At 61.3% G+C, this 22,102-nt stretch carries 21 protein-coding genes and 1 pseudogene; 15 read left to right on the top strand and 7 right to left on the bottom strand.

What is annotated here, in order from left to right; genetic code table 11:
- Window positions 1–4: 4 nt before the first annotated feature.
- Entirely contained in the window at window positions 5–763 is a 759-nt protein-coding gene (locus LMTR21_RS07545) for a bestrophin-like domain (RefSeq protein WP_065756014.1), read from the bottom strand.
- A gap of 178 nt (window positions 764–941) precedes the next feature.
- Here LMTR21_RS07545 and LMTR21_RS07550 point away from each other — a divergent pair, with 178 nt between their 5' ends.
- The 3 genes from LMTR21_RS07550 to LMTR21_RS07560 all read left to right on the top strand — a co-directional run bounded on the left by LMTR21_RS07550 (window position 942) and on the right by LMTR21_RS07560 (window position 2,891).
- Window positions 942–1,358, top strand: coding sequence for a hypothetical protein (locus LMTR21_RS07550; protein WP_065756015.1), 417 nt, complete (start codon window positions 942–944; stop codon window positions 1,356–1,358).
- The gene (locus tag LMTR21_RS07555; RefSeq protein ID WP_246175385.1) at window positions 1,358–2,038 is read left to right on the top strand and encodes an OmpA family protein; all 681 of its coding nucleotides are present in this window, start codon (window positions 1,358–1,360) and stop codon (window positions 2,036–2,038) included. Before LMTR21_RS07550 ends, LMTR21_RS07555 begins: the two co-directional genes overlap by 1 nt.
- A gap of 73 nt (window positions 2,039–2,111) precedes the next feature.
- The gene (locus LMTR21_RS07560; RefSeq protein ID WP_065756031.1) at window positions 2,112–2,891 is read left to right on the top strand and encodes a transporter substrate-binding domain-containing protein; all 780 of its coding nucleotides are present in this window, start codon (window positions 2,112–2,114) and stop codon (window positions 2,889–2,891) included.
- A gap of 319 nt (window positions 2,892–3,210) precedes the next feature.
- Here the strand turns inward: LMTR21_RS07560 and LMTR21_RS07565 are convergent, their stop codons facing one another.
- Window positions 3,211–3,714 carry a methyltransferase family protein gene (locus LMTR21_RS07565; RefSeq protein WP_065756017.1) on the bottom strand — a complete coding sequence of 168 codons (504 nt, stop codon included), beginning with the start codon at window positions 3,712–3,714 and terminating at the stop codon, window positions 3,211–3,213.
- Window positions 3,715–3,974: 260 nt separating this feature from the next.
- The gene (locus tag LMTR21_RS07570; RefSeq protein WP_065756032.1) at window positions 3,975–4,328 is read right to left on the bottom strand and encodes a cupin domain-containing protein; all 354 of its coding nucleotides are present in this window, start codon (window positions 4,326–4,328) and stop codon (window positions 3,975–3,977) included.
- Window positions 4,329–4,918: 590 nt separating this feature from the next.
- Between LMTR21_RS07570 and LMTR21_RS07575 the strand changes: the two genes are divergently transcribed.
- The 3 genes from LMTR21_RS07575 to nhaA all read left to right on the top strand — a co-directional run bounded on the left by LMTR21_RS07575 (window position 4,919) and on the right by nhaA (window position 9,104).
- The gene (locus LMTR21_RS07575; protein WP_065756018.1) at window positions 4,919–5,761 is read left to right on the top strand and encodes a formate/nitrite transporter family protein; all 843 of its coding nucleotides are present in this window, start codon (window positions 4,919–4,921) and stop codon (window positions 5,759–5,761) included.
- 58 nt (window positions 5,762–5,819) lie between these two features.
- Window positions 5,820–7,553 carry a bifunctional protein-serine/threonine kinase/phosphatase gene (locus LMTR21_RS07580; RefSeq protein ID WP_065756019.1) on the top strand — a complete coding sequence of 578 codons (1,734 nt, stop codon included), beginning with the start codon at window positions 5,820–5,822 and terminating at the stop codon, window positions 7,551–7,553.
- A gap of 210 nt (window positions 7,554–7,763) precedes the next feature.
- A complete protein-coding gene (nhaA, locus tag LMTR21_RS07585) occupies window positions 7,764–9,104 on the top strand; it encodes a Na+/H+ antiporter NhaA (protein WP_065756020.1) in 1,341 nt (446 codons plus the stop codon).
- Between the two features lie 376 nt (window positions 9,105–9,480).
- Here the strand turns inward: nhaA and LMTR21_RS07595 are convergent, their stop codons facing one another.
- Window positions 9,481–10,275: a substrate-binding domain-containing protein gene (locus LMTR21_RS07595; RefSeq protein ID WP_065756021.1), complete on the bottom strand. Its 795-nt coding sequence runs from the start codon at window positions 10,273–10,275 to the stop codon at window positions 9,481–9,483.
- A 183-nt stretch (window positions 10,276–10,458) separates the two neighbouring features.
- Window positions 10,459–11,682, bottom strand: a complete 1,224-nt coding sequence (locus LMTR21_RS07600; protein WP_141688611.1) for a polyhydroxyalkanoate depolymerase — start codon at window positions 11,680–11,682, stop codon at window positions 10,459–10,461.
- Window positions 11,683–11,866: 184 nt separating this feature from the next.
- On the opposite strand from LMTR21_RS07600, the gene LMTR21_RS07605 reads away from it, so the two are divergent.
- Both LMTR21_RS07605 and LMTR21_RS07610 read left to right on the top strand, forming a co-directional pair.
- Complete coding sequence (locus LMTR21_RS07605) at window positions 11,867–12,520, top strand: glutathione S-transferase family protein (RefSeq protein ID WP_065756022.1); 654 nt, start codon at window positions 11,867–11,869, stop codon at window positions 12,518–12,520.
- Between the two features lie 307 nt (window positions 12,521–12,827).
- Window positions 12,828–13,256, top strand: a pseudogene (locus LMTR21_RS07610) (cupin domain-containing protein); the annotation flags it as partial.
- A 257-nt stretch (window positions 13,257–13,513) separates the two neighbouring features.
- Here LMTR21_RS07610 and LMTR21_RS07615 read toward each other — a convergent pair.
- Window positions 13,514–13,729 carry a hypothetical protein gene (locus tag LMTR21_RS07615; RefSeq protein ID WP_065756023.1) on the bottom strand — a complete coding sequence of 72 codons (216 nt, stop codon included), beginning with the start codon at window positions 13,727–13,729 and terminating at the stop codon, window positions 13,514–13,516.
- A 190-nt stretch (window positions 13,730–13,919) separates the two neighbouring features.
- On the opposite strand from LMTR21_RS07615, the gene LMTR21_RS07620 reads away from it, so the two are divergent.
- Window positions 13,920–14,306 (top strand): hypothetical protein, encoded by a 387-nt coding sequence (locus LMTR21_RS07620; protein ID WP_065756024.1) that lies wholly within the window; start codon window positions 13,920–13,922, stop codon window positions 14,304–14,306.
- A 2-nt stretch (window positions 14,307–14,308) separates the two neighbouring features.
- Here the strand turns inward: LMTR21_RS07620 and LMTR21_RS07625 are convergent, their stop codons facing one another.
- The gene (locus LMTR21_RS07625; protein ID WP_065756025.1) at window positions 14,309–15,415 is read right to left on the bottom strand and encodes a mandelate racemase/muconate lactonizing enzyme family protein; all 1,107 of its coding nucleotides are present in this window, start codon (window positions 15,413–15,415) and stop codon (window positions 14,309–14,311) included.
- Window positions 15,416–15,534: 119 nt separating this feature from the next.
- On the opposite strand from LMTR21_RS07625, the gene LMTR21_RS07630 reads away from it, so the two are divergent.
- From LMTR21_RS07630 to LMTR21_RS07655, 6 genes are all read left to right on the top strand, one after another.
- On the top strand, window positions 15,535–16,371 hold the full coding sequence (locus tag LMTR21_RS07630) for an AraC family transcriptional regulator (protein WP_065756026.1): 837 nt from the start codon (window positions 15,535–15,537) through the stop codon (window positions 16,369–16,371).
- 149 nt (window positions 16,372–16,520) lie between these two features.
- Window positions 16,521–17,447, top strand: coding sequence for an SMP-30/gluconolactonase/LRE family protein (locus tag LMTR21_RS07635; RefSeq protein WP_065756027.1), 927 nt, complete (start codon window positions 16,521–16,523; stop codon window positions 17,445–17,447).
- A 143-nt stretch (window positions 17,448–17,590) separates the two neighbouring features.
- On the top strand, window positions 17,591–18,184 hold the full coding sequence (locus LMTR21_RS07640) for a GNAT family N-acetyltransferase (protein ID WP_065756028.1): 594 nt from the start codon (window positions 17,591–17,593) through the stop codon (window positions 18,182–18,184).
- Window positions 18,185–18,208: 24 nt separating this feature from the next.
- Window positions 18,209–19,852, top strand: coding sequence for a GMC family oxidoreductase (locus LMTR21_RS07645; RefSeq protein WP_065756029.1), 1,644 nt, complete (start codon window positions 18,209–18,211; stop codon window positions 19,850–19,852).
- A 103-nt stretch (window positions 19,853–19,955) separates the two neighbouring features.
- Window positions 19,956–20,138 carry a hypothetical protein gene (locus LMTR21_RS07650; RefSeq protein ID WP_246175387.1) on the top strand — a complete coding sequence of 61 codons (183 nt, stop codon included), beginning with the start codon at window positions 19,956–19,958 and terminating at the stop codon, window positions 20,136–20,138.
- A 232-nt stretch (window positions 20,139–20,370) separates the two neighbouring features.
- Window positions 20,371–21,915, top strand: coding sequence for a response regulator (locus LMTR21_RS07655; RefSeq protein ID WP_141688612.1), 1,545 nt, complete (start codon window positions 20,371–20,373; stop codon window positions 21,913–21,915).
- Window positions 21,916–22,102 lie beyond the last annotated feature (187 nt).

The following is a 22,102-nucleotide window of genomic DNA, read 5'->3' on the forward strand; positions in this document are numbered from 1 at the left end:
AAATTCATTCGATCTTGGGCAGCACCATCTTCAGGTGATGGTCCGAGATCTGCATCAGGCCCTGGAAGGGGTGGCTGAGATCGACGATCAAAAACAGCGCGCTCGATACCGAGAGCGCGAAAACGAGCGTTGATGTCACGACGATCAACCCCGGTTCCGCGAACAGGCTGAAACTCGCGAAGATCACCGCCAGCCAGAACACCAGCACGATAAAGAACGGCAGAGGTATCGCGTCGTCGGCCTGCGTGAACACGAGAAGCCGCGTCCGGCCCATGTCGGTGGTGATCTGGATGATGCGGGATTTCAGCGAGGTCTGTTCCGCGTTGACGGGATTGAGGCCTTCGACCGCCCGGTAGAATCGTTCGGCCGTCTCGCTGACGACGAAATTGGGATCGCCGCCTTTGCCTGCGGCGTTCTCCCGCCAGATGCGGGCGGCCGCGGACGGGATGATTTCACGGAGCAGGGTGCGCGCCGCTTTCGCCTCCGGCCCGTATTTGGTCAGCATCTCGTCGACCAGCACCGCATTGGTGCCGAGTTGTCTTAAATTGCTGTTCTGGTTGTCGTAGGTGTTCTTCGCCGACGCGATCATCAGGCCGATCACGAGTGCGGCCAAGGTGGAGAGGAAGCCGGCGCTGAGGCGGATCGCTTCCTTGGCGCCGCCTTCGAGCAGTTCGGCCGGCAGGGCGCGCCTCAGGCCTGTGCCGAGGGCCACGCCGATCAGGATCGTGGCGAAGGAGGCCAGGAACGCGGCGGTCGAACTCATGCTGTCATCACTCTGTCATGCTGCAGGTGGCTGGACGGTCATTCGCAAGCCTAGCAAGTCCGGCCTGTCCGGTGGCCCGCCTTGCGACGATTTGTTGCGGCGCAATACATCGAGGAGAACGTAGCTAAATCAAACAGAACACTTGACCATCGCCATCCTCCTTGTGTGAGGTGCGCGCATGACCCGAATCCGGCTTTTCCTTTGCATCATTGCAATATCACTGCCTTCGCTGGCGGCAGCGCAGACCATGAATTTCGAAAAAGCGGGGGCCATGCTGGCCGCCAGTTGCGGCAAGGACATCGACGACAATTGCCGCGGCGTCAATCTCGACGCGACGCGTCTGCGGGAGTGCCTCGGCCGCAACCAGGACGTGGTGTCGGCGAAGTGCAGGACCGATTATCCCCAGGCCCTCGGCGCGATCCAGGCGCGCATTACCGCGCGCACTTCCCTTGTAAAACTGTGCAATTGGGAGCTGAACCGTTTTTGCGGCGAGGTGCGGCAGGACCCCGTCAAGGGCCTGCAATGCCTGTTGGAATCGACCAAGAAAGCGACCCCGAACTGTAACAAGGCGATCAGCGCGGCGGGATATCAATGATGCGGTGGACAAGCGGAAAGCTGCGCGACATCGGCCTTTTGCTGGGCGCCCTGTCCCTGATGGCCTGGCCGACGGCCGCGGCGCGTGCGCAAACGGCGACGTCGACCGCAGATATCATTGAGAAGCTTGCCGTCGAAGCCGAGTCGGATCTCGATCTGCCTGCGTTGCGCCAGCAGGCTGCCGATCGCATCAAGGCTAGGGCGGATGCGCAGCCGCAAAAGCGGCCGCCGATCGCGCCGCAATTGACGAAACTGCCGCAGCTCCGTTTCGACGTCGTGTTCGACCAGGACTCTTCCCTGATCCGCCCGGCCTCCTACCAGACCATCGGCAGCATCGCCGACGCGCTCACGGACCCGAAGACGCGGCCCTACCGTTATCTGATCGTCGATCACGTCGAGTCCGCCGGAAGGCGCGACCATAATCTGATCCTGAGCCAGCGCCGCGCCGAATCGATCCGCGACGTGCTGGTGAATACCTTCAAGGTCGCGCCGAAACGGCTTCAGGCGCTTGGCTTGGGCGAAGAACAGTTGCAGGATGTCAACCGTCCGGCGTCGCCTGCCAATGCGCGCGTGCAGATCATTGTGATCGGCAAGTTTGAAACGGCCGAGCCGGCCAAGCCGGCAACGCCGGCCGCGGCGACACAAAAAGGCGGCGCCGGGGCAAAGAAAAAGAAACAGTGATCATCCGTGAAAGGATGGGCGGCGCCAGCCGCCAGGGGAGGAGCTCCCGATGTTCAATCAGTTCCGGCCGGGAATGTCCGGCCTCCTTCTGGGATTAGCCATCATGACGACAACGCCCGCCGGCGCCGACGCGCTGAAAGACGAGATCGCGCCGACGGGGAAGCTGCGGGTGGCGATCGCGATCAGTCCGGCCGGCGGCGCATTCTGGTCGACCAAGACCGAAACCGGCTACGCCGGCGTGCCGGTCGATCTCGGCAAGGCAATGGCGGAGCAACTCGGCGTTCCCGTCGAATATGTCGCGCACAACAATTCCGGGCAAATCGTTGACGCTGCATCGAAAGGCACTTGGGACATCACCTTCCTGCCGAAGGATCCCGAGCGGGAGGGCCGGATGTCGTTCGGCCCGATCTATGAAGTTGCTGATGCGACCTACATCGTCAAGCCGGGTTCGACGGTGACGAATTTTGCGACGCTGGATCAACCCGGCATCAAGGTCGCCGCGGTCAACAACACGACCACGATGCGCGGCGCGATCGCGCATCTGAAGAACGCCAAGGTCACAGGATACCAGACCTACGACGAAATCTTCGGCCTGCTCAAGGCCGGCGAGATCGACGCTTTCGCGCTGTCGCGCGACCAGCTCAACGCCATGGCAAAGCAGATCCCGGGTACCCGCGTGCTGGACGAAACCTTCAAGCAAACGGTCACGGCGGTGGCGGTACCGCCCAATCATCCGCTGTCGCGGGCGTTCGCGGTCAAGTTTATGAACGAAGCGATCGCCAATGGCATGTTGCGCAAGGCCTATGACAATAACGGCCTGAAGGACCGGCCGGTGCGGACGCAGACGAAATAGGCCGCCGTGAGCCCATAAACGTGGTGGCATGGCGCGACGAAGATTATGTCCGCTTTGTCTCGTGAGCGACCAAATTTGCGCGGCACCGCAATATGTCGCGAAGGGCCAGATTCGGTCCTCATAATGCGCAGGCGCAGACGGCCGGTCTTCCTCCGGGATCGGAAAGACACGGGCGTGCAGTTGCCCGGCCCATGCGTTGTTTCGACCTGGCGGCTAAGGTAGTGGACCCTCCGGGGCGAGGCCGCTAGGCGCGCTTGCTACGCTTCGCCGTCTCGCATTGTTTGTTGCAGCCGGCATCGAGCCGCTTGCAGCGATTCCTTTATGCGGCTCGCCATGGCGTCAACCGCGGAATCCAGCGCGGCACATTAGTCCGAAAGCTCTCGTACTCCGTGCCGAATGTTTGCTTGAGCGTCGGTTCTTCGTACATCACCACAAAGACATGAAAAAAAAGCCAGAGTAGCGCGCCGTACCAGAAGAGACGCCAGTCACCAAACAAAACGGCCTGACCAAAAATGACTGCGACGACCGCGATGTAGATCGGATTTCGCACGTAGCGATAAAGGCCAGTCACTACGAGCTTTTGAGTCGGCGCGATGGGGGCAGGCGTCCCCAGTCCCTCCAGCGCAAAACGGGCAAATGAATCCACAAGTCCGGGCACTCCGGCGAGGATCAATATCCCGCCGAGGATGCGGGTTAGATCGACGCCGAAGAAAGCTGGCCGAAATTCCCACTGCGTGACCCACCAGGGGACGAAGCCTGCCAGCACCAACGGCGCAATGACGAAGAACAGAGCGGAGCCCAAGACGGCAATTGCTTTCGACATTGCGCGCTCCCACGACCCGACAAGAATAGCTTGGCAAATCACTTTTTGCTACGAGCATTGAACTCGGCTCCACAATCAGTTGTCCCGGCCGTCGAGTTCTCTTCACCTCGCTTCTGATCTTCAGGCTGAGTCCGGTATGGGTCATCTTCAGCTGATTCAGCCAGGACTATCGGCCGGTTAATGTCCGCTTTGCCCCGTGACCGACCAAGCTTGCGCAGCGGCGCAATAAGTCGCGAAAGGCCACAAGATGACGCGATCCACTATGCCGTCTTGCGTGGTGCCGCCGTTCTGGCGTCGCCGGTATTCGGCGTTCCGGTCGGTTCGATGAGCAACAGGTGTACTTCCTCGCGGGCGACCGGGCGATGCTCGACGCCCTTTGGAACGATGTACATTTCGCCGGGGCCGATCGTGATCGTTCGGTCGCGCAGCTGGATGTCGAGAACGCCCTTCAGGACGAGAAAGAAATCATCCGTATCATCGTGCTTGTGCCAGACGAACTCGTCCTTCACCTTTACGACCATCACATCATAGTCATTGAGTTGCGCAACGGTTCTTGGCGACCAATACTCATTGAACGTGGCCAGTTTGTCCGTCAGGCTGATCTTGTCGCTCATCGTTGCACCTTCCTTGAGGCGGGCTGACCCGTCGAGGTCTGAGGATAGTCCTTCCGTCATTCCGGGGCGGTGCAAAGCCTCGAACCCGAATCCATCGAGCCTCGAACGCACCAACGCCTTGCGCGCCCCGGAATGACTGATAGGGCGGACTGCGCGGCTGGCGCAACATCTGTGCAACTGCACAAATACAAGGCATCAGTCTCAGTCGGGACATCCTGCGATAAGTCCATAACCACGTAGAAATACGCGCTTTTTCTAAGCCTGCGGCGCGATTTCGGGTTGGCACATCGATTGCTTAATCCTGTCTCAGTCAATGACGACTGCCGTCCTTTTCGGATTGCCAAGGCCAGCGTTGGCCGAAGGCGTTGGGATCAAGCAGCCTCGCGTGAGGTGCTTCGAGCAGTCTTCGGGACTACCTCACGATAGCTCGCGCGTCCCAAGTCCCCGATCGGCGTGACCTGCGTCGTTCCGTGCCGTTCAGAGGCGGCGCGGGATTCGTCGCGCGCGAGGACGGCAAGATTTTCACTCAATCGGTGCACGGCTGCGCAGCATCCGGCGCGCTCTAACGTTGTCTCGAAAGGGGAACAGGAATGGCCTATCTCGCGCCTTCGGAATTCGTGACCAAGATGGTCGACGCCGGAGAATCCAAGATCTTCATGTCGACGCGCGATACGGTCATCCGCGCCTACATGGCCGGTGCGCTGTTGACGCTGGCGGCCTGGTTCGCCGTCACGATGAGTGTTAACACGGGACAGCCGATCATCGGCGCGCTGCTATTCCCGGTCGGCTTCTGCATGCTCTACCTGTTCGGCTTCGACCTGCTCACCGGCGTCTTCGTTCTGTGTCCGCTGGCGCTGATCGACAAGCGCCCGGGCGTCACCCTCGGCGGCGTACTGCGCAACTGGGGTCTTGTCTTTATCGGCAACTTCGGCGGCGCCTTCACTGTCGCGACGATGGCGGCGATCGTCACTACCTTCGGATTCTCGTCGCCGCCCGACAAGGTCGGCATCGCGCTTGGCCATATCGGCGAAAGCCGCACTGTGGGTTATGCCGCGCACGGCGCAGCCGGCATGCTGACGCTGTTCGTTCGCGGCATGCTCTGTAACTGGATGGTGTCGGCGGGTGTCGTCGGCGCCATGATCTCCACCACGGTTCCCGGCAAGGTGCTGGCGATGTGGATGCCGATCATGCTGTTTTTTGCGATGACCTTCGAGCACTCGATCGTGAACATGTTTCTATTTCCCGCAGGACTGCTGCTCGGCGGCAAGTTTACCTGGTTCGACTACATCTTCTGGAACGAGATCCCGACCGTCGTCGGCAACCTCGTCGGCGGCCTCGCCTTCACCGGCCTGACGCTGTACACGACCCACGTCAAAACGGCGCCGAAGCGGTCTGCCTCGCAGCAGCCGGCTTCGTCGCGCCTGGCGGCTTGATCTCGCGCTGCGGATGGGTCTCTCCTTGCGGGGAGGCCCATTGTCGTGAAAGCCGGGAATGCCGCGCCAGCTGAAAATATCGGTCGGACAATTTTCCGATAAGGGAGCCAAGGAAACCAACCAGGATTTCCATGGCGTCCTGATCCCGGACGAGCCGCTGCTCAGCCTCAAGGGCATTTCCATCGTGCTGGCCGACGGCATCAGCACGAGCAAGGTCAGCCGGGTCGCCGCGGAATCGGCGGTCAAGGGATTCTTGACCGATTATTACTGCACCTCTGAATCCTGGTCGGTGCGCACCTCGGCGCAGCGCGTGCTGGAGGCGACCAATTCCTGGCTGCATTCGCAGACGCGCAGCCAGTATGCCTATGACAAGGACCGCGGTTACGTCTGTACGCTCTCCGCCATCGTCATCAAGTCGACCACGGCGCATCTCTTTCACATCGGCGATTCCCGCATCTATCGTCTCTCCGGCAACACGCTGGAGCAACTGACCAACGACCACCGCATCGTCATCTCCTCGCAGCAGAGCTATCTCGGCCGGGCGCTCGGCGTAAATCCGCAAATCGAGATCGACTACCAGATGCTGCGGATCGAGCCGGGCGACGTCTTTGTGCTCGCGACCGACGGCATCTACGAGCATCTGAGCGCCCGTCGCATGGCAAAGGCAGTGAACGAGGGCAGCGGCGATCTCGATGCGGCCGCAAAGGGGATTGTCGACCAGGCGTTTGAAGCCGGCAGCACGGACAACCTCACCGTCCAGATCGTCCGCGTCGATGAGTTGCCTGACGGCGCCGCAGCCGAAGTATTCGCGCAGCCGCAAGAGCTGCCGCTGCCGCCGCTGCTGGAGGCGAGGGCGGTGTTCGACGGCTACCGGATCGTCCGCGAGCTGCACGGCTCCAGCCGAAGCCACATCTATCTCGCCGTCGATATCGAAACCGACGCGGTCGTCACCATCAAGATCCCCTCGATCGATCTGCGCGACGATCCCGCCTACCTGAAGCGTTTCATGATGGAGGAGTGGGTGGCGCGGCGGATCGACAGCCCGCATGTGCTCAAACCCTGCCTGCTGCAGCGCAAGCGCAACTTTCTCTATGTCGCGACCGAATACATCGACGGGCAGACGCTGACGCAGTGGATGATCGACAACCCGAAGCCGGGCCTTGAGACCGTGCGCGACATCGTCGAGCAGATCGCCAAGGGGCTGCGCGCCTTCCACCGCAAGGAGATGCTGCACCAGGACATCAGGCCCGACAACATCATGATCGACGCTACTGGCACGGTGAAGATCATCGATTTCGGCTCGACGAAAATCACCGGTGTCATCGAGGCCGAGCCGTCAGGCATGCGCGACGACATTCTCGGTACCCAGCAATATACCGCGCCCGAGTATTTTCTTGGCGAGTTCGCCACGACGCGCTCCGACCTGTTTTCGCTCGGCGTCATCACCTACCAGATGTTGACAGGAAAACTGCCCTACGGCGCGCAGATCGCACAGGCGCGGACGCGATCACAGTTCAACAGGCTGGTCTATCGTCCGGCGTCGCATGGCGACCGCGAATTGCCGCAGTGGATCGACGGCACGCTGGAGAAGGCAGTGCACCCCAATCCCCTCAAGCGCTACGACAGTTTTTCGGAATTCCTGTTCGACCTGCGCCACCCCAATGCGAACTATCTCTCCACGTCACGCACGCCGCTGATCGAGCGCAATCCGCTGCTGTTCTGGAAAAGCACGACGATCGTGCTGGCGCTGGCGGTGATCGTGCTGCTCGCCATGCAGCACATGCATCGCTAATACTCTGAGGTTACTTTCGGCGGCATAGCCGACTTGGCCGGACTTGCTGCTGGCTCGACCCGGTCGTATTTCGACCCAAAGAAGATATTGGTCGTTCTTCCAAGGTTGAATTGTCGGCTTGGCGATGTATAACGGCGTTCGGGTGCTCGCTGCATAGAGCAGTGACAGGTCAAGCGACGGTCGGGCCGCCTCGCGGAAAGCGTGCGCCTCATGAATCACCGCTCAGCGTTTGACGACCTGCCGCGAGCCCAGCAACTGGCCGAACAGGCCCTCAACACACTTCAACGCTTCCTGCATGTTGAGGCTGTCAGCGGAGTCGTGCTTCTCGTTGCCGCCACCGCTGCATTGATCTGGGCCAATTCTCCGTTCGCTCACGTCTATCACGCCTTCTGGAACCTGCCGCTCACAATCGGATTTGGGGAATATTTTCTTTCCCGGTCGCTGCATTTCTGGGTCAACGATGCGCTGATGACGGTCTTTTTCCTTGTCGTGGGCATGGAAATTCGGCGCGAGATTCATGAAGGCGCACTGAGCAAACTCGATCAGGCCATTCTGCCTTTGATCGCGGCGGCTGGTGGCGTCATCGTCCCCGCGCTTATCTATCTGAGCCTTAACAGCGATCCCACCCGGGGTCAGGGCTGGGCCGTGCCAACCGCTACAGACATTGCCTTTGCCGTCGGTGTACTCGCACTGCTTGGACGATCGATCCCGGTCAATGTGAGAGTCTTCCTGCTTGCTCTGGCGATTATCGATGACATCATCGCGGTGCTGGTCATTGCCATCTTCTACACAGCCAGTCTTCAGTTCAGCGGATTTGCCGTCGTATTGATTGGCGTTCTCGCTGTTTTTGGTTTTCAGCGGATCGGGATCGGTTCCGCGCCCCTCTACGTCTTGCCCGGTTCTTTGGTCTGGATCGGGTTCATGATGGCCGGGGTTCATCCAACCCTTGCAGGTGTCGTACTCGGGCTGATTACGCCGGCGCGCCCTACACCCATGCGGGAACAGCCGCTGGAAGTGGTCTCACGCGTGCTCAAGCAGTTACAAAGCAGTGACGCGGTGAAGGCAAGAGATTCGCACCAGTTAGAGCAACCGCTGCGAGAGCTTCGCGTAGCTCACCGCGAGATATTGCCTCCGGTTTCGCGGGTGCAGATGGCGATGCATCCGTGGGTGGCTTACTGCGTTATGCCGATTTTCGCGCTGGCGAATGCCGGCGTTAGCTTAACAGGCATTGATCTCTCCGGTGGGGGCTCTTTGGTGATGCTGGGCACTGCGCTTGCCCTGATTGCCGGGAAGCCGCTTGGCGTCGTCGGCGCAACCTGGGTTGCGGTACGGCTTGGCTGGTGTCGCCTTGCTCCTGGCGTTTCGTGGGGCGGAGTTTGTCTTGTCGGCCTGCTGGCTGGGATCGGCTTCACCATGTCCATTTTCATCGCGATACTCGCCTTCTCCGATGAAGGGTTGTTGAAGGCCGCGAAACTAGGCGTGCTCCTGGGCTCGCTTGTCGCCGCCACACTTGGCCTCGGCTGGGGTGTCATCTTCGTCCGCCGTCAGTGAAAGCGGCTCCAATGCCATTCAAAGCTCCGCACGTATCGTTCGTATCATTCGCCGTTGAGGTTCTATCCTCTGGGATTACACAGGTGATGATCGTCGAAACTGACTTGCATCTGAATCCCCAGCATCCCGCGTACAATCGATCCGCCGTGGAAACTCTCATTTCGGCCGCGCAAAGCTATATTAGCGCCAATATGGAAGGTCCTGCCTCTATTCGGCTTGTTTCGACCCGAAGCGGGGAGTTCTGATTGGTCCTTGGTCACCTTTGTTTGCCGGAACTGGCCCATCGCGTCATTTAGCTGCGTTGCAAGCTCTGGTCGCTATCGGCGCATAGCGGATGCTGGCAAGCCCTCGAAACGGCGGTTTAGCGGGGCACGGCCTAATTCGTAGCGCCTGTGGCGATCGGGTCGAGCCCACTCTTCACGATTTCGCCGCGCGCCGCGGGCGAGGCGAGGAACTTGATCAGCGCCTTGCCGGCGTCGGGCTCCTTGGAGACGCTGGCGATGCCGGCGGAAAATACCGTGATCTTCTGCAATTCGTCCGGTAGCGGACCGACGATGTCGATGCCCTCGACAGGCTTCAGTTCACTCATCTGCTGGAAGCCGATCTCGGCCTCGCCGCGCGCGACGATCTCGCCGACGGGAGTAGCCGGAATCTTTCGCGCCTTGTCCTTCATTTCGTCTGCAATGCCGAGCTTGCCGAACATTTCGGTCGAGACATAGACGCCGCTGGCACTGTCGGAATAGGCGACGGTCTTCACCGCCAGCAGCGCGCGCTTGAGCGCTTCGGGTGTGCTGATATCAGGCTTCGGCGTGCCGGATTTCACGGCAACCGCGATCGGCGACTTCACGAGATCGACGCTGGTACCGGCGGTCATCTTGCCCTTTTTGGCGAGATCTTCGAGCGCATAGCCGACCATGATCAACACGTCCGCCGGCTCGCCCCGCTCCAGCCGCATGGGAATCGCGTTGGTTGTCGTGCCCATCGACGGCCCGTAGGCGGTCAGCACCTTGTGGCCTGTGCTGCGTTCGAATTCGGGCACCAACGCCTTGTAGGCGGCGGACAGTCCGCCGGAGATCATCACCCGCACTTCCGCGGCAGAGGCCGTGGCGGAGAGCAGGATGGCGCTGACGACGCCCAGTGCGAGAGCGCGAAGATTTGCTGAAAGTCGCATTAGTTGGTCCTCCCGGACGACTCTTGAGCGGTCGGCCTTGGGAGGGTTTTACAGCGTGAGAGCGAGTACGGCTAGAGCCGCAGCGTCATTGCGAGCGGAGCGAAGCAATCCATCGTTCGGCATACGCGGAGACATGGATTGCTTCGTCGCTTCGCTCCTCGCAATGACGCGGCGCGAGTACCCTCACGCATTCACATGCACGAAATCGCGCAGCAGCGGATAGATCTCGTTATTCCAGCGTTTGCCCGAGAACACGCCGTAATGGCCGACGCCGGCCTGCATGTGGTGGACCTTGCGATAGGCGCGCACGCCGGTGCAGAGGTCCTGCGCGGCGAGTGTCTGGCCGATCGAACAGATGTCGTCCTTTTCGCCTTCGACCGTCATCAGGCCCATGCGCCGGATCGAGGCCGGGTCGACCTTCCGGCCGCGATGCATCAGTTTGCCCTGCGGCAACAGATGCTCCTGAAACACGTCGCGAACCGTTTCGATATAGAATTCGGCGGGCAGATCCATCACGGCGAAATATTCGTCGTAGAAGGTCTTGATGAGTTCAGCCTTCTCCTTCTCGCCCTTCGCCAGATGATTGGCGAGGTCGATGTGTTGCTTGATGTGCCGCTCCAGGTTCATCGAGACGAAGGCGGTGAGCTGCACGAAGCCGGGATAGACTCTTCGGAACGCGCCCTTGCACTGCACCGGCACGTAATTGATCAGGTTTTTCTCGAACCAGTTGATCGGCTTGCTCTTGGCGAATTCGTTGACCCTGGTCGGCTGGATCCGGGTGTCGATCGGCCCGGCCATCAGCGTCAGCGTGGCCGGGCGGGCCGGGTGGTTGTCCTCCGACATTACGGCGGCGGCGGCCAGTGCCGAGACCGATGGCTGGCAGATCGCGACCATGTGCGCGCGCGGGCCGATTTTGTCGAGGAACGTGATCAGATGGTCGGTGTAGTCCTCCAGGCCGAAGCGGCCGGCATGAAGCGGAATGTCGCGCGGATTGTGCCAGTCGGTGATGTAGACGTCGTGGTCCTGCAGCAGCGTCTTCACCGTGCTGCGCAGCAGGGTGGCGAAATGGCCGGACATTGGCGCCACCAGCAACAGCCGCGGCTGCTCCGGCGCGTTCTCCTTCTTGAAATGCAGCAGCGAGCCGAACGGGGTCGCATAGGTGACCTCCTCGGTCACCTCCAACTCCTGGTTGCCCACCAGCACCCGGTCGATGCCATAGGCCGGCCGGTCATAGGTGAGGGAGGAGCGCGAGATCAGTTCGAGCGAGGCGGCGAGCCGGCCAAACAGTCGATCAGAGACGCCCTGCGGCACCAGATTGAGGTATTTAAGCGCCGCCGCCGCCCCGGTCCGCCATGGCGCCGTCAGGTCCATGTGGTTCTGATAGGTCTGGTACATCATTGACATCATTCACATCAGCCCCTGTCCCAGGTGGCCATGCAATATCGACGCCAGAGCCGGGCTGGCCGCCTCTAAAACTGGCACGTGGCTTGCTGTGGAACATTCACGACGCACACGCATTAGGCGGCGGCGTATTGGCGCGGCCGGTTGCCGGTGTCCGGGCGGACGACGCTTCGCTGAAGGAAAAGGCCATATGGCAAAGACGACACTGACCATCTCCAGCAAGAACTACTCGTCATGGTCGCTGCGCGGCTGGCTGTTGGCGAAATTCTCCGGCCTGGAGTTCGAGGAGGTGGTCACCGCCCCGGACGATGCCTCGGCGCGGGCTGAAATCCTGTTGCTGTCGTCGTCGATCCTGGTGCCGTGCCTGCGCCATGAGGGCGCCACCATCTGGGATACGCTGGCGATCGCGGAATACCTCAACGAGGTCAGGCCGGAGGCGGGCTTGCTGCCGGCGGACCGGATCCGGCGGGCGCATTGCCGCTCGATCTGCGGCGAAATCCATTCCGGTTTCACCACGCTGCGCGCCTCGCTGCCGGTCAATCTCAAGGGCCATTTCCCCGGCTTCAAGATCTGGTCGCGCGCGCAGGCCGATATCGACCGGGTCTGCACCATCTGGCGTGAATGCCTCAAGGAATCAGGCGGGCCATTCCTGTTCGGCGAGCGCACCATGGCGGACGCGATGTACGCCCCCGTCGTGACCCGCTTTATGACCTATGACGTGAAGCTCGAACCCGCGCTCGCAGCCTACGCCAGCACCATCATGGCGATGCCCGAAATGCAGGAATGGATCGAAGCCGCCAGGGCCGAGCCCGCCGATATCGAAGAGCTCGAGGTCGAATATTAGGCAGGGGCGCGAGGCCTTGCCCGTTTGAACGGCTCAGGTAACGCGCAGGTCTTGCCCAAGCCGGTGTCAGCCAAGGCCCACATCCGGGTGATCTCTTCGCCGTCTTTCGCTGGGTTGCTGAAACCGAATTCCTGCCTCCAGCCAATCGGTTCACCGCACCGCTGCCATCCTCTCGCCGCACTGCAACGCGGCTGGCGCGGATTTCGCATAGCAACATGTTAGCCGTGACGCGACGATGCGAGGCTGCCGAAAATTTGGACGCTCTCCGACTTCGCGCGATCCCGCCAACGCGAACCGTGGAGGCTCCATGAACAAGCAAGCTGTCGTCAGCAAATTCTCCCACGTCAAACCCGGCGATACCGAATTCAAGGGCGGAGGTCTGCGCGACTTCTTCCTGTATCGCGACCTCGGCATCGCGGATGCCACGGGCGGGCAGGTGATCTGCCATCTGGTCAAGGCCAATCCCGACTTGCCGCCGGAAGAAGGTACCGGCTGGCACAAGCACGAATGCGAATTCCAGATCGTGATCATGACCAAGGGCTGGGCGCGCTTCATGTATGAGGACAAGTCGACCCTGGTGCAGGCCGGCGATGTCGTGCACCAGCGACCAGGCATCACGCATTACCTGTACGATTACTCCGAGGACATGGAGTACCTCGAGATCGTCAGCCCCGCCGACTTCAAGACCGTCGATGTGCCGCCGGCCGTCGACAAGGTGCCGCCACCCACCCCCTGGAGGCTGACCGCCATGTCATCTCCCGAGGAATTAACGTTTGTCCTTGGCCGTTGGCTGCGGCCGATTGTTATGGCGCTCTATGTTGTGCGCCGTCTGGGATGGCGGCCGACATCTAGCCGTGAACAACGGAGTACGGCGCTCAATCAGTGATTCGGGCGCGGTTCGTTCCGTTCGCGTTCCGAACATTAACGTCGCGCGTGTTCCCGTCGCATTCTGGCACAAAATGCGGGGTGCGGCCGCCCGCGCCCGCGGTTTCCTCAGATCGCGCTGGAGCGCGGCAGCCGCCAGCCGACCACCGTGGCCTCGACCATGCCGCCGGTCCTGTCGTTGCGCCATTGACCATCGATCCAGCGGCAGGCGAAGGGCAGTTGATAGGTTCCGCTGTGATCCTCGCAAAGAACTTCCACCGGCAGGTTCGGCGGCGGGTCTCCGTTGCCGTCGAACTGCGCCAGCCGCTTTTCACGCGTTGCCATACAATCAATCTCCACTGCCGCGGCCGGTGAACACCGGTTCTGTTCGCGGCTAAATCCATCCACGTTAACGGGATGAAGCACAGCGCCTGAATGAGGTATCAGTATGGTATCTCTGCGGTCGAGGACCTGCTTCGCGCAAATTGCTGTGATAGATGTTCCCTGCGCCAGATGCATTTGGAACGAGGATTTGATGATTGCTCCGAGGATTGCTTTCACCGCTTTCACGCTGCTGATGGCCTCACTGCCTTCGACCGTCCGCGCGCAGGACGTTCCTGGCATCGAGATCTGCACCGTCGAAAAAACCATGGAGCGGCGCACCTCCTGCCTGCAGAGCAATGTCGACTTCCTGCAGAAGACGATCACCAAGCTCACCACCGATCATCAGCAGAAATCGGATGCCGCCAACCGGCAGATCGAGGCGCTGAAGGGCGCGGTCATCAGCCTGCAGAAGGTCGTCAGCGATTTGCAGGCGGCACAGAACAAGGCGGCGGAGGATGCGAGGAAGGCAACGCCCGCAGCGAAGGATGCCGCGCCTGCTGCGAAGGATGCGCCAGCGCCAAAAGACGGCGCGAAGTAGGGTCACACCACGCGGTATTGCTCCATGACGGCCTTGTCGGGCTCATAACCGAGCCCCGGTCCTTGCGGCACCTCGACGTTGCCATGGGCGTCGACATCGATGCGGCCGCGCCACAGACAGGCGGCGCGTTTCATGGAGAACACTTCGACGAAGCTTGCGTCGTCGCGCAACGACATCAGGTGCAGCGTCGCGAGGAAGCCCGGCCCGAAATACGGCGAATGCGGCGCAAGCCGGACGCCGAGTTCGTCGGCCAACGCGACGACCTTCAAGTGCTCGGTGATGCCGCCGACCTTGATGACGGAAGGTTGCGCGTGGCTCACCGCGCCGGCCTTCATCATCTGTCTGAACTGATGCACCGTGCAGGCATTCTCGCCGGCCGCCACATTGAGCCCGCCCTTGCTCCGCACTTCCGCCAGCGTTGCGAAATCTTCCGGCGGCCAGACCGGCTCCTCCAAAAACATCGGCGCAGCGTCGCGGCAGGAATGCGCGAACGCGATCGCATCCTCGCCATTCAGCGGACAATTCATGTCGACCATCAGCGGAATGTCGGGACCGATCGCTTTGCGCGCGGCAAACACGGCAGGCGTCGTGGTCTCGTGGAGCTTGATCGCCTTGTAGTCCTGCCGCAGCGCAGTCTCGCATTCGCGTGCAATGAGTTCGGGCTTGCCGATCCGCAGCAGGCTCGCATAGGCGGGAATCCGCGTGCGCCTGGCCTCGCCGATCAGGCGATGCAGCGGCACGCTCTCGACCTTGGCGGCAAGGTCCCACAGCGCGATATCGAGTGCCGAGATCGCAAACATGGTGATGCCGTAGCGGCCGAACAGATGCAGGTTGCGCTGGATCTGTTCCATGAAGGCGGGAATGCCGGCCGCGTCGGGGACTTGTTGCCCCTGCGCCTGCGGCGCAATCATCTCCTCGATTGCGGCATAGCTGGTACGCGGGCAGACATAGGCAAAGGCATCGCCCCAGCCGGTGATGCCGGCATCGGTTGAAACTTCGACCATGACGATTTCCAGCGCCGAGATCGAGGAAGCACCTTGCCTGAAGCTCGCAACTCCCGCGTCATAGGGAATGCGGATATGATGCGCCCGAACCTTCGTGATGAGCATGGAACCCCTCCCAAAGTTTCGCCTACAGTGTCAGTGGTGAGATTGAAGAGCAAGGACTGTCAAACGACGCGCGGCGCCATCGATCATACTGCGCACGCTTCGCATGAAAGCTGTCAGTCATGAATCCGGCCCAGAAAGCGCTCTGGTACATTGAAAGTCATCTCGCCGAGCCGCTGACGCTCGATGATGTCGCTGGTGTCGCTGGCGTCTCGCGCTTTCATCTGGTGCGGGCGTTTGCCGCCGCCACCGGTCTTTCGGTGATGCGCTATGTGCGCGCCCGCAGGTTGACCAAGGCCGCGCAGGCGCTCGCCGCCGGTGCGCCCGATATCTTGAGTCTCGCGCTGGATGCTGACTACAGCTCGCACGAAGCTTTCACCCGCGCGTTCCGCGACCATTTCGGCACCACGCCCGAAGCGGTCCGCGCCGCAACGTGCCTCGATCATCTCAAGCTTCAGGAGCCGATCGTCATGGATTCCACCCTGCTCGAAAACCTCAAGCCCCCGCGTTTCGAAACCTCCAAGCCGTTGCTGGTCGCCGGTATTGCCGAGCGCTGCACCCACGAAAACAGCGGCGCCGGCATTCCGAACCTGTGGCACCAGTTTCACCAAAGCGTCGATCATCTCCCGGCGCGGATCGGCAGGGTCGCCTATGGCGTCTGCTGCAACGCCGACGATGCCGGCAATTTCGACTACGTCGCCGGTGTCGAGGTTTTGGACTTCTCCGACCTGCCGCGCGAATTCGCCCGCGTGCGGATACCCGAGGCGAAATATGCCGTGTTCACCCACGCCGAGCACATCTCGACCATTCGCCGCACCGTCAACACGATCTGGAATCACTGGCTGCCACTATCAGGCATGAAGGCGGCGGACGCACCGAACTTCGAGCGCTACGACGAGAAGTTCGATCCCGCCACCGGCAATGGCGGGCTGGAGATATGGATTCCGGTGCGGGAGTAGCGTCTCCGCAATGCTGCCCTGCGCTGCTAGATTGCCCGCCCTTGCTTGGCAAGCCAAACCGACTTTGCCATAACAGCCGCAACGAATTGTTGCGCGTGCGGGGTCGAGCCAAAATCCGCCTGCAGCCAAGCGCCAGCCGGGAGGATTTCATGGCCGATATCCGCGTTCTCGCCACCGATCTGGAGTTTCCGGAAGGCCCCGTGGTCATGCCCGACGGCTCGGTGGTGCTGGTCGAAATCCGCGGCAACCGGCTGACGCGGGTCTATCCGGACGGGCGGAAGGAAGTCGTCGCGCAAATTCCCGGCGGCCCCAATGGCGCAGCGCTCGGGCCGGACGGCAAGATGTACATCTGCAACAATGGCGGCTTCAGCTGGATTCCGACCGGCAAGATGATCATGCCGGGACCGCAGCCGGAGGATTATCAGGGCGGCTCGATCCAGCGCGTGGACCTGCAGAGCGGCAAGGTCGAGACCGTCGTCGACAGATGCGGCGAGCATGCGCTGCGCGGGCCGAACGACCTGGTGTTCGACAGGCACGGCGGACTGTGGTTCTCCGATCTCGGCAAGCGCCGCGCCCGCGAGATGGATGTCGGCGCATTCTATTACATCAAGCCCGGCATGAAGGAGATCGTCGAGGCCGTGCACGGCGTGCTGCCGGCCAACGGCATCGGCCTGTCGCCGGACGAGAAGACGGTCTACATCGCGGAGACGCCGACGGCGCGGCTGTGGGCCTATGAAATTTCCGAGCCCGGCACCATCAAGCCGCGCGACGTGATCTATCGCGGCGAGCGCGGCAAGCCGATCGCGGGGCTTGGCGGCTACCAGATGTTCGATTCGATGGCGGTGGAAGCATCAGGCAATGTCTGCGTGGCGACGCTGGTGTCAGGCTGCATCTCCGTGATCGCGCCCGACGGCACCTTGGTCGAGCAGGTGCCGACCGGCGACCGTGTCACCACCAATATCGCGTTCGGTGGGTCAGAATTGAAGACGGCCTACATCACGCTGTCGGGCAAAGGCGAGTTGATCGCGATGGACTGGGCGCGGCCGGGACTGCCGCTGAACTTTTTGAACAAATGAACCATCCCCGTCATTGCGAGCGCAGCGAAGCAATCCATAGCACCACAAGGGGATAGATGGATTGTTCGTCGCTTCAGCGCAAAATTGCCTTGCAATTTTGTCGCGAGCTCCTCGCAATGACGCGGTTGGCAGTGGAGAATTAAATGGCCTTTCTTGAACCTGTAGCCCTGCAGGGCGCGCACGCGCGGCTTGAGCCGCTGTCGCATGATCACACCGCGGGGCTCGTGGAAGCCGTAAGCGACGGCGAGCTGTGGAAGCTCTGGTACACCTTCATCCCGACCGCCGAAAACATGAAGCAGGAAATCGACCGCCGGCTCGGCCTGTTCGCGGCCGGAACGATGCTGCCGTTCACCGTGTTCGACGCCGACGGCAAGGTCGCGGGCATGACGACTTACATGAACGTCGACGCCGCCAACCGCCGCGTCGAGATCGGCTCGACCTGGTACGCCAGGCGCGTGCAGCGCAGCGCGCTCAATACCCAGTGCAAATTGCTGCTGCTGACGCACGCTTTCGAGAAGCTGAATTGCATTGCGGTAGAGTTCCGCACGCATTTCTTCAATCACCAGAGCCGCCGCGGCATCGAGCGTTTGGGCGCCAAGCAGGACGGTATCCTGAGAAGCCACCAGATCGCGCCGAACGGCACGTTGCGCGATACCGTGGTTTACAGCATCATCGCCAGCGAGTGGCCGACCGTGAAGGCCCATCTCAATTATCAACTCAACGACAAGCCGCGGTAACGAAGCCGCGCGAGAAGCGAGACGATGGAAACGTTCGATTATGTGATTATCGGCGCGGGCTCCGCAGGCAGCGTGCTCGCCAACCGTCTGGGTGAAGATCCCGCGAGCCGCGTGTGCGTGCTCGAAGCAGGCCCGAGAGACTGGCACCCTTACATCCATCTGCCGGCCGGCTTCATCAAGACCTTCCACATGAAGAGCATCAACTGGGCCTACCAGCAGGAGCCCGGGCCGTGGACCGGCGGCCGCAGCATCTACGCGCCGCGCGGCAAGACGCTCGGCGGCTCGTCGTCCATCAACGGCCATATCTACAACCGCGGCCAGCGCCAGGATTTCGACACCTGGGCGCAGCTCGGCAACCGCGGCTGGGGCTATCCGGACATCTTGCCCTATTTCAAGCGGATGGAGCGGCGCGTCGGCGAATGCGACGACACCTATCGCGGCCGCGACGGCAGTCTCACCGTCACCACCATGGATTGGCAGGATCCGCTCTGCGAAGCCTTCATGGAAGGCGCCGTCAGCCTCGGCATTCCGCGTAACCCCGACTACAACGGCGAAATCCAGGAGGGCGTCTCCTACTGCCAGCGCACCATCGAGAAGGGCCTGCGCGTCAGCGCTGCGACGGCATTCCTGCATCCGGCGCGCAGGCGGGGCAATGTCGACGTGCGGACGCATGCGCATGTCACCAACCTCATCTTCGAGGGCAAGCGCGCCGTCGGCGTGCGCTACCTCAAAGGTGGCAAGGGCGGTACGCCCGTCGAGGTGCGCGCCGGCAAGGAAGTCATCCTGTCCGGCGGCACCTATAACTCGCCGCAGGTGCTGCAATTGTCCGGTGTCGGCTCGCCGGAATTGTTGCAATCGCACGGCATCGAGGTTCGCCACGCGCTGCCCGGCGTGGGGGAGGGCCTGCAGGACCATTACGCGCCGCGCTCGGTCGCGCGCGTCAAGAACATCAGGACCATCAACGAACTCAGGCGCGGCGTGAGCCTCTGGGTCGAGGCGTTGAAATGGGCGACGACGCGGCGCGGCCTGCTCTCGCTGTCGCCGACCATGGTCTATTGCTTCTGGCACTCCGGCGAGACCACCGAAAGCTCCGATCTGCAGCTCACCTTCACGCCCGCAAGCTACAAGGAAGGCGTGCAGGGCCAGCTTGAAGATGAGCCCGGCATGACGGTCGCTTCATGGCAGCAGCGTCCCGAGAGCCGCGGCTATGTCCGCATCCGCTCCGCCGACCCGTTCGCGCCGCCGATCATCCAGACCAACTATCTGGTGGAAGAGGTCGACCGCCGCGTCGTCGTCGCCGGCATGAAGCTGGCGCGCCGGTTGCTCGCGTCCAAACCGCTCGCGCCGTACTATGCGTACGAGGATTTCCCGGGACCGAAGGTGCAGAGCGACGATGAATTCCTCGCCGCTGCCACCGAGCGCGGCACCACCACGTTCCATCCCGGCTGCACCTGCCGCATGGGACCGGCGGATGCCAAATGGGCTGTGGTCGACGACGAGCTTCGCGTGCACGGCCTGCAGGGTCTGCGCGTAGTCGATGCCTCGATCATGCCGCGGATGATCTCGGCCAATCTCAACGCGTCAACCTTGATGATCGCCGACAAGGCCTCCGACATGATCCGCGGCAAGACGGCACTGGAAGCGGTGAGATTCCCGGTGTCGGCGTAGCGTTGGCACGAGGAAGCATGGCGTTCGCGATCAAGGCCGGGATTTCCGATTCACGGCCGAAGACGTTCGCGTTCACCGCGCAGAGATCAGGCAAACGCCAGGTGTGAGCGTCACCATCGGACGCACCGCGAAGCGATCGCTGGGGCGGAGCGGGCTCAAGCATTTCAACAAGTGGAATGATGGCGAGCCTGCGACCGAACTAAAATTCAAGTTCTATCGTCAGGCAACGAACAAGATCGTCGGCATCTCGGACGAAGCTGCGGCATTCCTCGGCGAATTCTTCTAGGACGGATTGGTAAAGGCGTAGATGCCGCTTCTGATGGCCAAGCGGAACTTACGATCAGTTGGAGTATTACCGCTCGTGAGCCACAGCAGACCTGGGCCGGGGATTCCCCCTTTTCAATAAGGGATTGCTTGATGCAGATCAAAGCGGCTCCTGTTCTTGCTTGTGATTTGAATATCTGGGTGAACAACCGGAGTTGGCGCAGGCGGTATCCCGCTCCGCCTGGGTGAACAAGATGACCATCAAACCGGCAACCATCTACGTTGTCGACGACGACTCATCGTTTCGGGTTGCTATTGCCCGGCTGCTCCGAACTGCCGGTTACCGGGTCATGGTCTATGAATCCGGCCGACAGCTTCTCGCAAATCCGCCGCGCACGGAAACAGGCTGTGTACTGCTGGACATGCGCATGCCCGACCTCGATGGGCTCGACGTGCAGGAGCGATTGAACGAAATCGGCTCTGGTTTGCCTATCTTGTTTTTGACGGGGCACGGGAGCGTTGAGACCAGCGTGCAAGCGATCAAGGCTGGCGCTGAAGACGTTCTAACAAAGCCGATCCTAAAATCCACGTTGCTCGAAGCCATTGAGCGGGCCCTCGCCCGATGCCGCGGTCGCACCGAGCAGCGATCGAAATCGACAAGCCAAATCCGGACCGCGCCGGCAACTCGCTCTTCTGCCGAGCCGGCGGGCGGACTGGACGCGCGATTCGCCGAAGTCATGGATGCCGCCCCGGTGATGATCTGGGTGTCCGGACCGGACAAGCAATGCATCTGGTTCAACCGGCCATGGTTGACCTTTACTGGCCGCGACATGCAGCAGGAACTTGGTAATGGTTGGTCGGGGGGCGTTCATCAGGAGGATTTCGATCGCTGTCTGGAAACCTACGTCAGCCACTTTGACGCGCGGAAGGAATTCAGAATGGAATATCGGTTGCGTCGCCATGATCGCACCTATCGTTGGATCGATGATACTGGAATTCCGCGCTATGCGCGGGACGGTTCCTTTCTTGGATACATCGGCTCCTGTACCGATATCCATGAGTACAGGGAAACGCAGAGCGAACTCCGACGTCGTCTCCTCGAAATCAGTCGATTAACTCGGCGTGCCGACGCTGCGGCGATAGCCTCGTTGTTTGCACACGAATTGAATCAGCCCTTGGCGGCTATCCTGAGCAATATCGAATCCGCAGAGCTGGACGTTGAAGGGTCTTCTGCGCCCGTTGGCGTGAAGGAAATCCTTTCCGACATTCGTCGCGACAGCCTGCGCGCGTCACAAATCATCCGCCATATGCAGAACCTGTTGCGAAGCGGTGAGCCGGAGATACAAAAGATCGACTTGAATGACGTCGTGGGTCTTGTTCATGAAATCTTGAAGCCACATGCTGCCGAAGTAGGTGTCGAAATGAAAACGCACCCTTCGCAAAGCATGCTGGCGGTGCGTGCCGATCCGACTTGGCTGCAGCAGGTTGTGTTGAATTTGGCGTTGAACGCGATGGACGCAACGATGAAAGATCGTCCGGGCCAACGGCGGGTCGTGATGGAAACTCGGCAGGTCGATCAGTCCAAAGCGGGATTTTCCGTCTCTGATACGGGAACAGGCATTCCAGCTCACCAGCTTTCCAGCATCTTCGAACCGTTCGCGTCGAAGCGAGGGGGTTCGGGGCTTGGGCTGTCCACGTCGCGCGGGATCGTTGAGGCTTTTGGCGGAAGGATCTGGGCAACGAACAAAGCGGGCGGCGGTGCCGTTTTTCAGTTCACGTTGCCATTGCTCGGTGCATAGTTCGTCCAACGTTGCACCGTATGAGTCCGCCTCTGTGAAGGGTTTCGGATGCCGGCCGCTTGAGGGACGGCGCCGCGTGCTCGGCGGCCGGCGTCCGAAAGCCTCCAAGGGAGGAAACCGCGCTTAAGGGAACGTACGGCGGTGCGGCAGGCGCTATGGGAATTTGAGTGCCGCGGGCGCGCTGGCT

Source organism: Bradyrhizobium paxllaeri (genome assembly GCF_001693515.2).
GTDB classification, from domain to species: Bacteria; Pseudomonadota; Alphaproteobacteria; order Rhizobiales; family Xanthobacteraceae; genus Bradyrhizobium; species Bradyrhizobium paxllaeri.

Excerpts from the sequence above, each read along its gene's own strand:
- LMTR21_RS07605 (WP_065756022.1), top strand. The coding sequence starts at position 11,867 with ATGGCAAAGACGACACTGACCATCTCCAGCAAGAACTACTCGTCATGG.
- LMTR21_RS07545 (WP_065756014.1), bottom strand. The coding sequence starts at position 763 with ATGAGTTCGACCGCCGCGTTCCTGGCCTCCTTCGCCACGATCCTGATC.
- LMTR21_RS07570 (WP_065756032.1), bottom strand. The coding sequence starts at position 4,328 with ATGAGCGACAAGATCAGCCTGACGGACAAACTGGCCACGTTCAATGAG.
- LMTR21_RS07615 (WP_065756023.1), bottom strand. The coding sequence starts at position 13,729 with ATGGCAACGCGTGAAAAGCGGCTGGCGCAGTTCGACGGCAACGGAGAC.
- LMTR21_RS07620 (WP_065756024.1), top strand. The coding sequence starts at position 13,920 with ATGATTGCTCCGAGGATTGCTTTCACCGCTTTCACGCTGCTGATGGCC.
- LMTR21_RS07640 (WP_065756028.1), top strand. The coding sequence starts at position 17,591 with ATGGCCTTTCTTGAACCTGTAGCCCTGCAGGGCGCGCACGCGCGGCTT.
- LMTR21_RS07600 (WP_141688611.1), bottom strand. The coding sequence starts at position 11,682 with ATGATGTCAATGATGTACCAGACCTATCAGAACCACATGGACCTGACG.
- LMTR21_RS07555 (WP_246175385.1), top strand. The coding sequence starts at position 1,358 with ATGCGGTGGACAAGCGGAAAGCTGCGCGACATCGGCCTTTTGCTGGGC.
- LMTR21_RS07655 (WP_141688612.1), top strand. The coding sequence starts at position 20,371 with ATGACCATCAAACCGGCAACCATCTACGTTGTCGACGACGACTCATCG.
- LMTR21_RS07550 (WP_065756015.1), top strand. The coding sequence starts at position 942 with ATGACCCGAATCCGGCTTTTCCTTTGCATCATTGCAATATCACTGCCT.
- LMTR21_RS07565 (WP_065756017.1), bottom strand. The coding sequence starts at position 3,714 with ATGTCGAAAGCAATTGCCGTCTTGGGCTCCGCTCTGTTCTTCGTCATT.
- LMTR21_RS07560 (WP_065756031.1), top strand. The coding sequence starts at position 2,112 with ATGTCCGGCCTCCTTCTGGGATTAGCCATCATGACGACAACGCCCGCC.
- LMTR21_RS07580 (WP_065756019.1), top strand. The coding sequence starts at position 5,820 with ATGCCGCGCCAGCTGAAAATATCGGTCGGACAATTTTCCGATAAGGGA.
- LMTR21_RS07625 (WP_065756025.1), bottom strand. The coding sequence starts at position 15,415 with ATGCTCATCACGAAGGTTCGGGCGCATCATATCCGCATTCCCTATGAC.
- LMTR21_RS07595 (WP_065756021.1), bottom strand. The coding sequence starts at position 10,275 with ATGCGACTTTCAGCAAATCTTCGCGCTCTCGCACTGGGCGTCGTCAGC.
- nhaA (WP_065756020.1), top strand. The coding sequence starts at position 7,764 with ATGAATCACCGCTCAGCGTTTGACGACCTGCCGCGAGCCCAGCAACTG.
- LMTR21_RS07645 (WP_065756029.1), top strand. The coding sequence starts at position 18,209 with ATGGAAACGTTCGATTATGTGATTATCGGCGCGGGCTCCGCAGGCAGC.
- LMTR21_RS07575 (WP_065756018.1), top strand. The coding sequence starts at position 4,919 with ATGGCCTATCTCGCGCCTTCGGAATTCGTGACCAAGATGGTCGACGCC.
- LMTR21_RS07630 (WP_065756026.1), top strand. The coding sequence starts at position 15,535 with ATGAATCCGGCCCAGAAAGCGCTCTGGTACATTGAAAGTCATCTCGCC.
- LMTR21_RS07635 (WP_065756027.1), top strand. The coding sequence starts at position 16,521 with ATGGCCGATATCCGCGTTCTCGCCACCGATCTGGAGTTTCCGGAAGGC.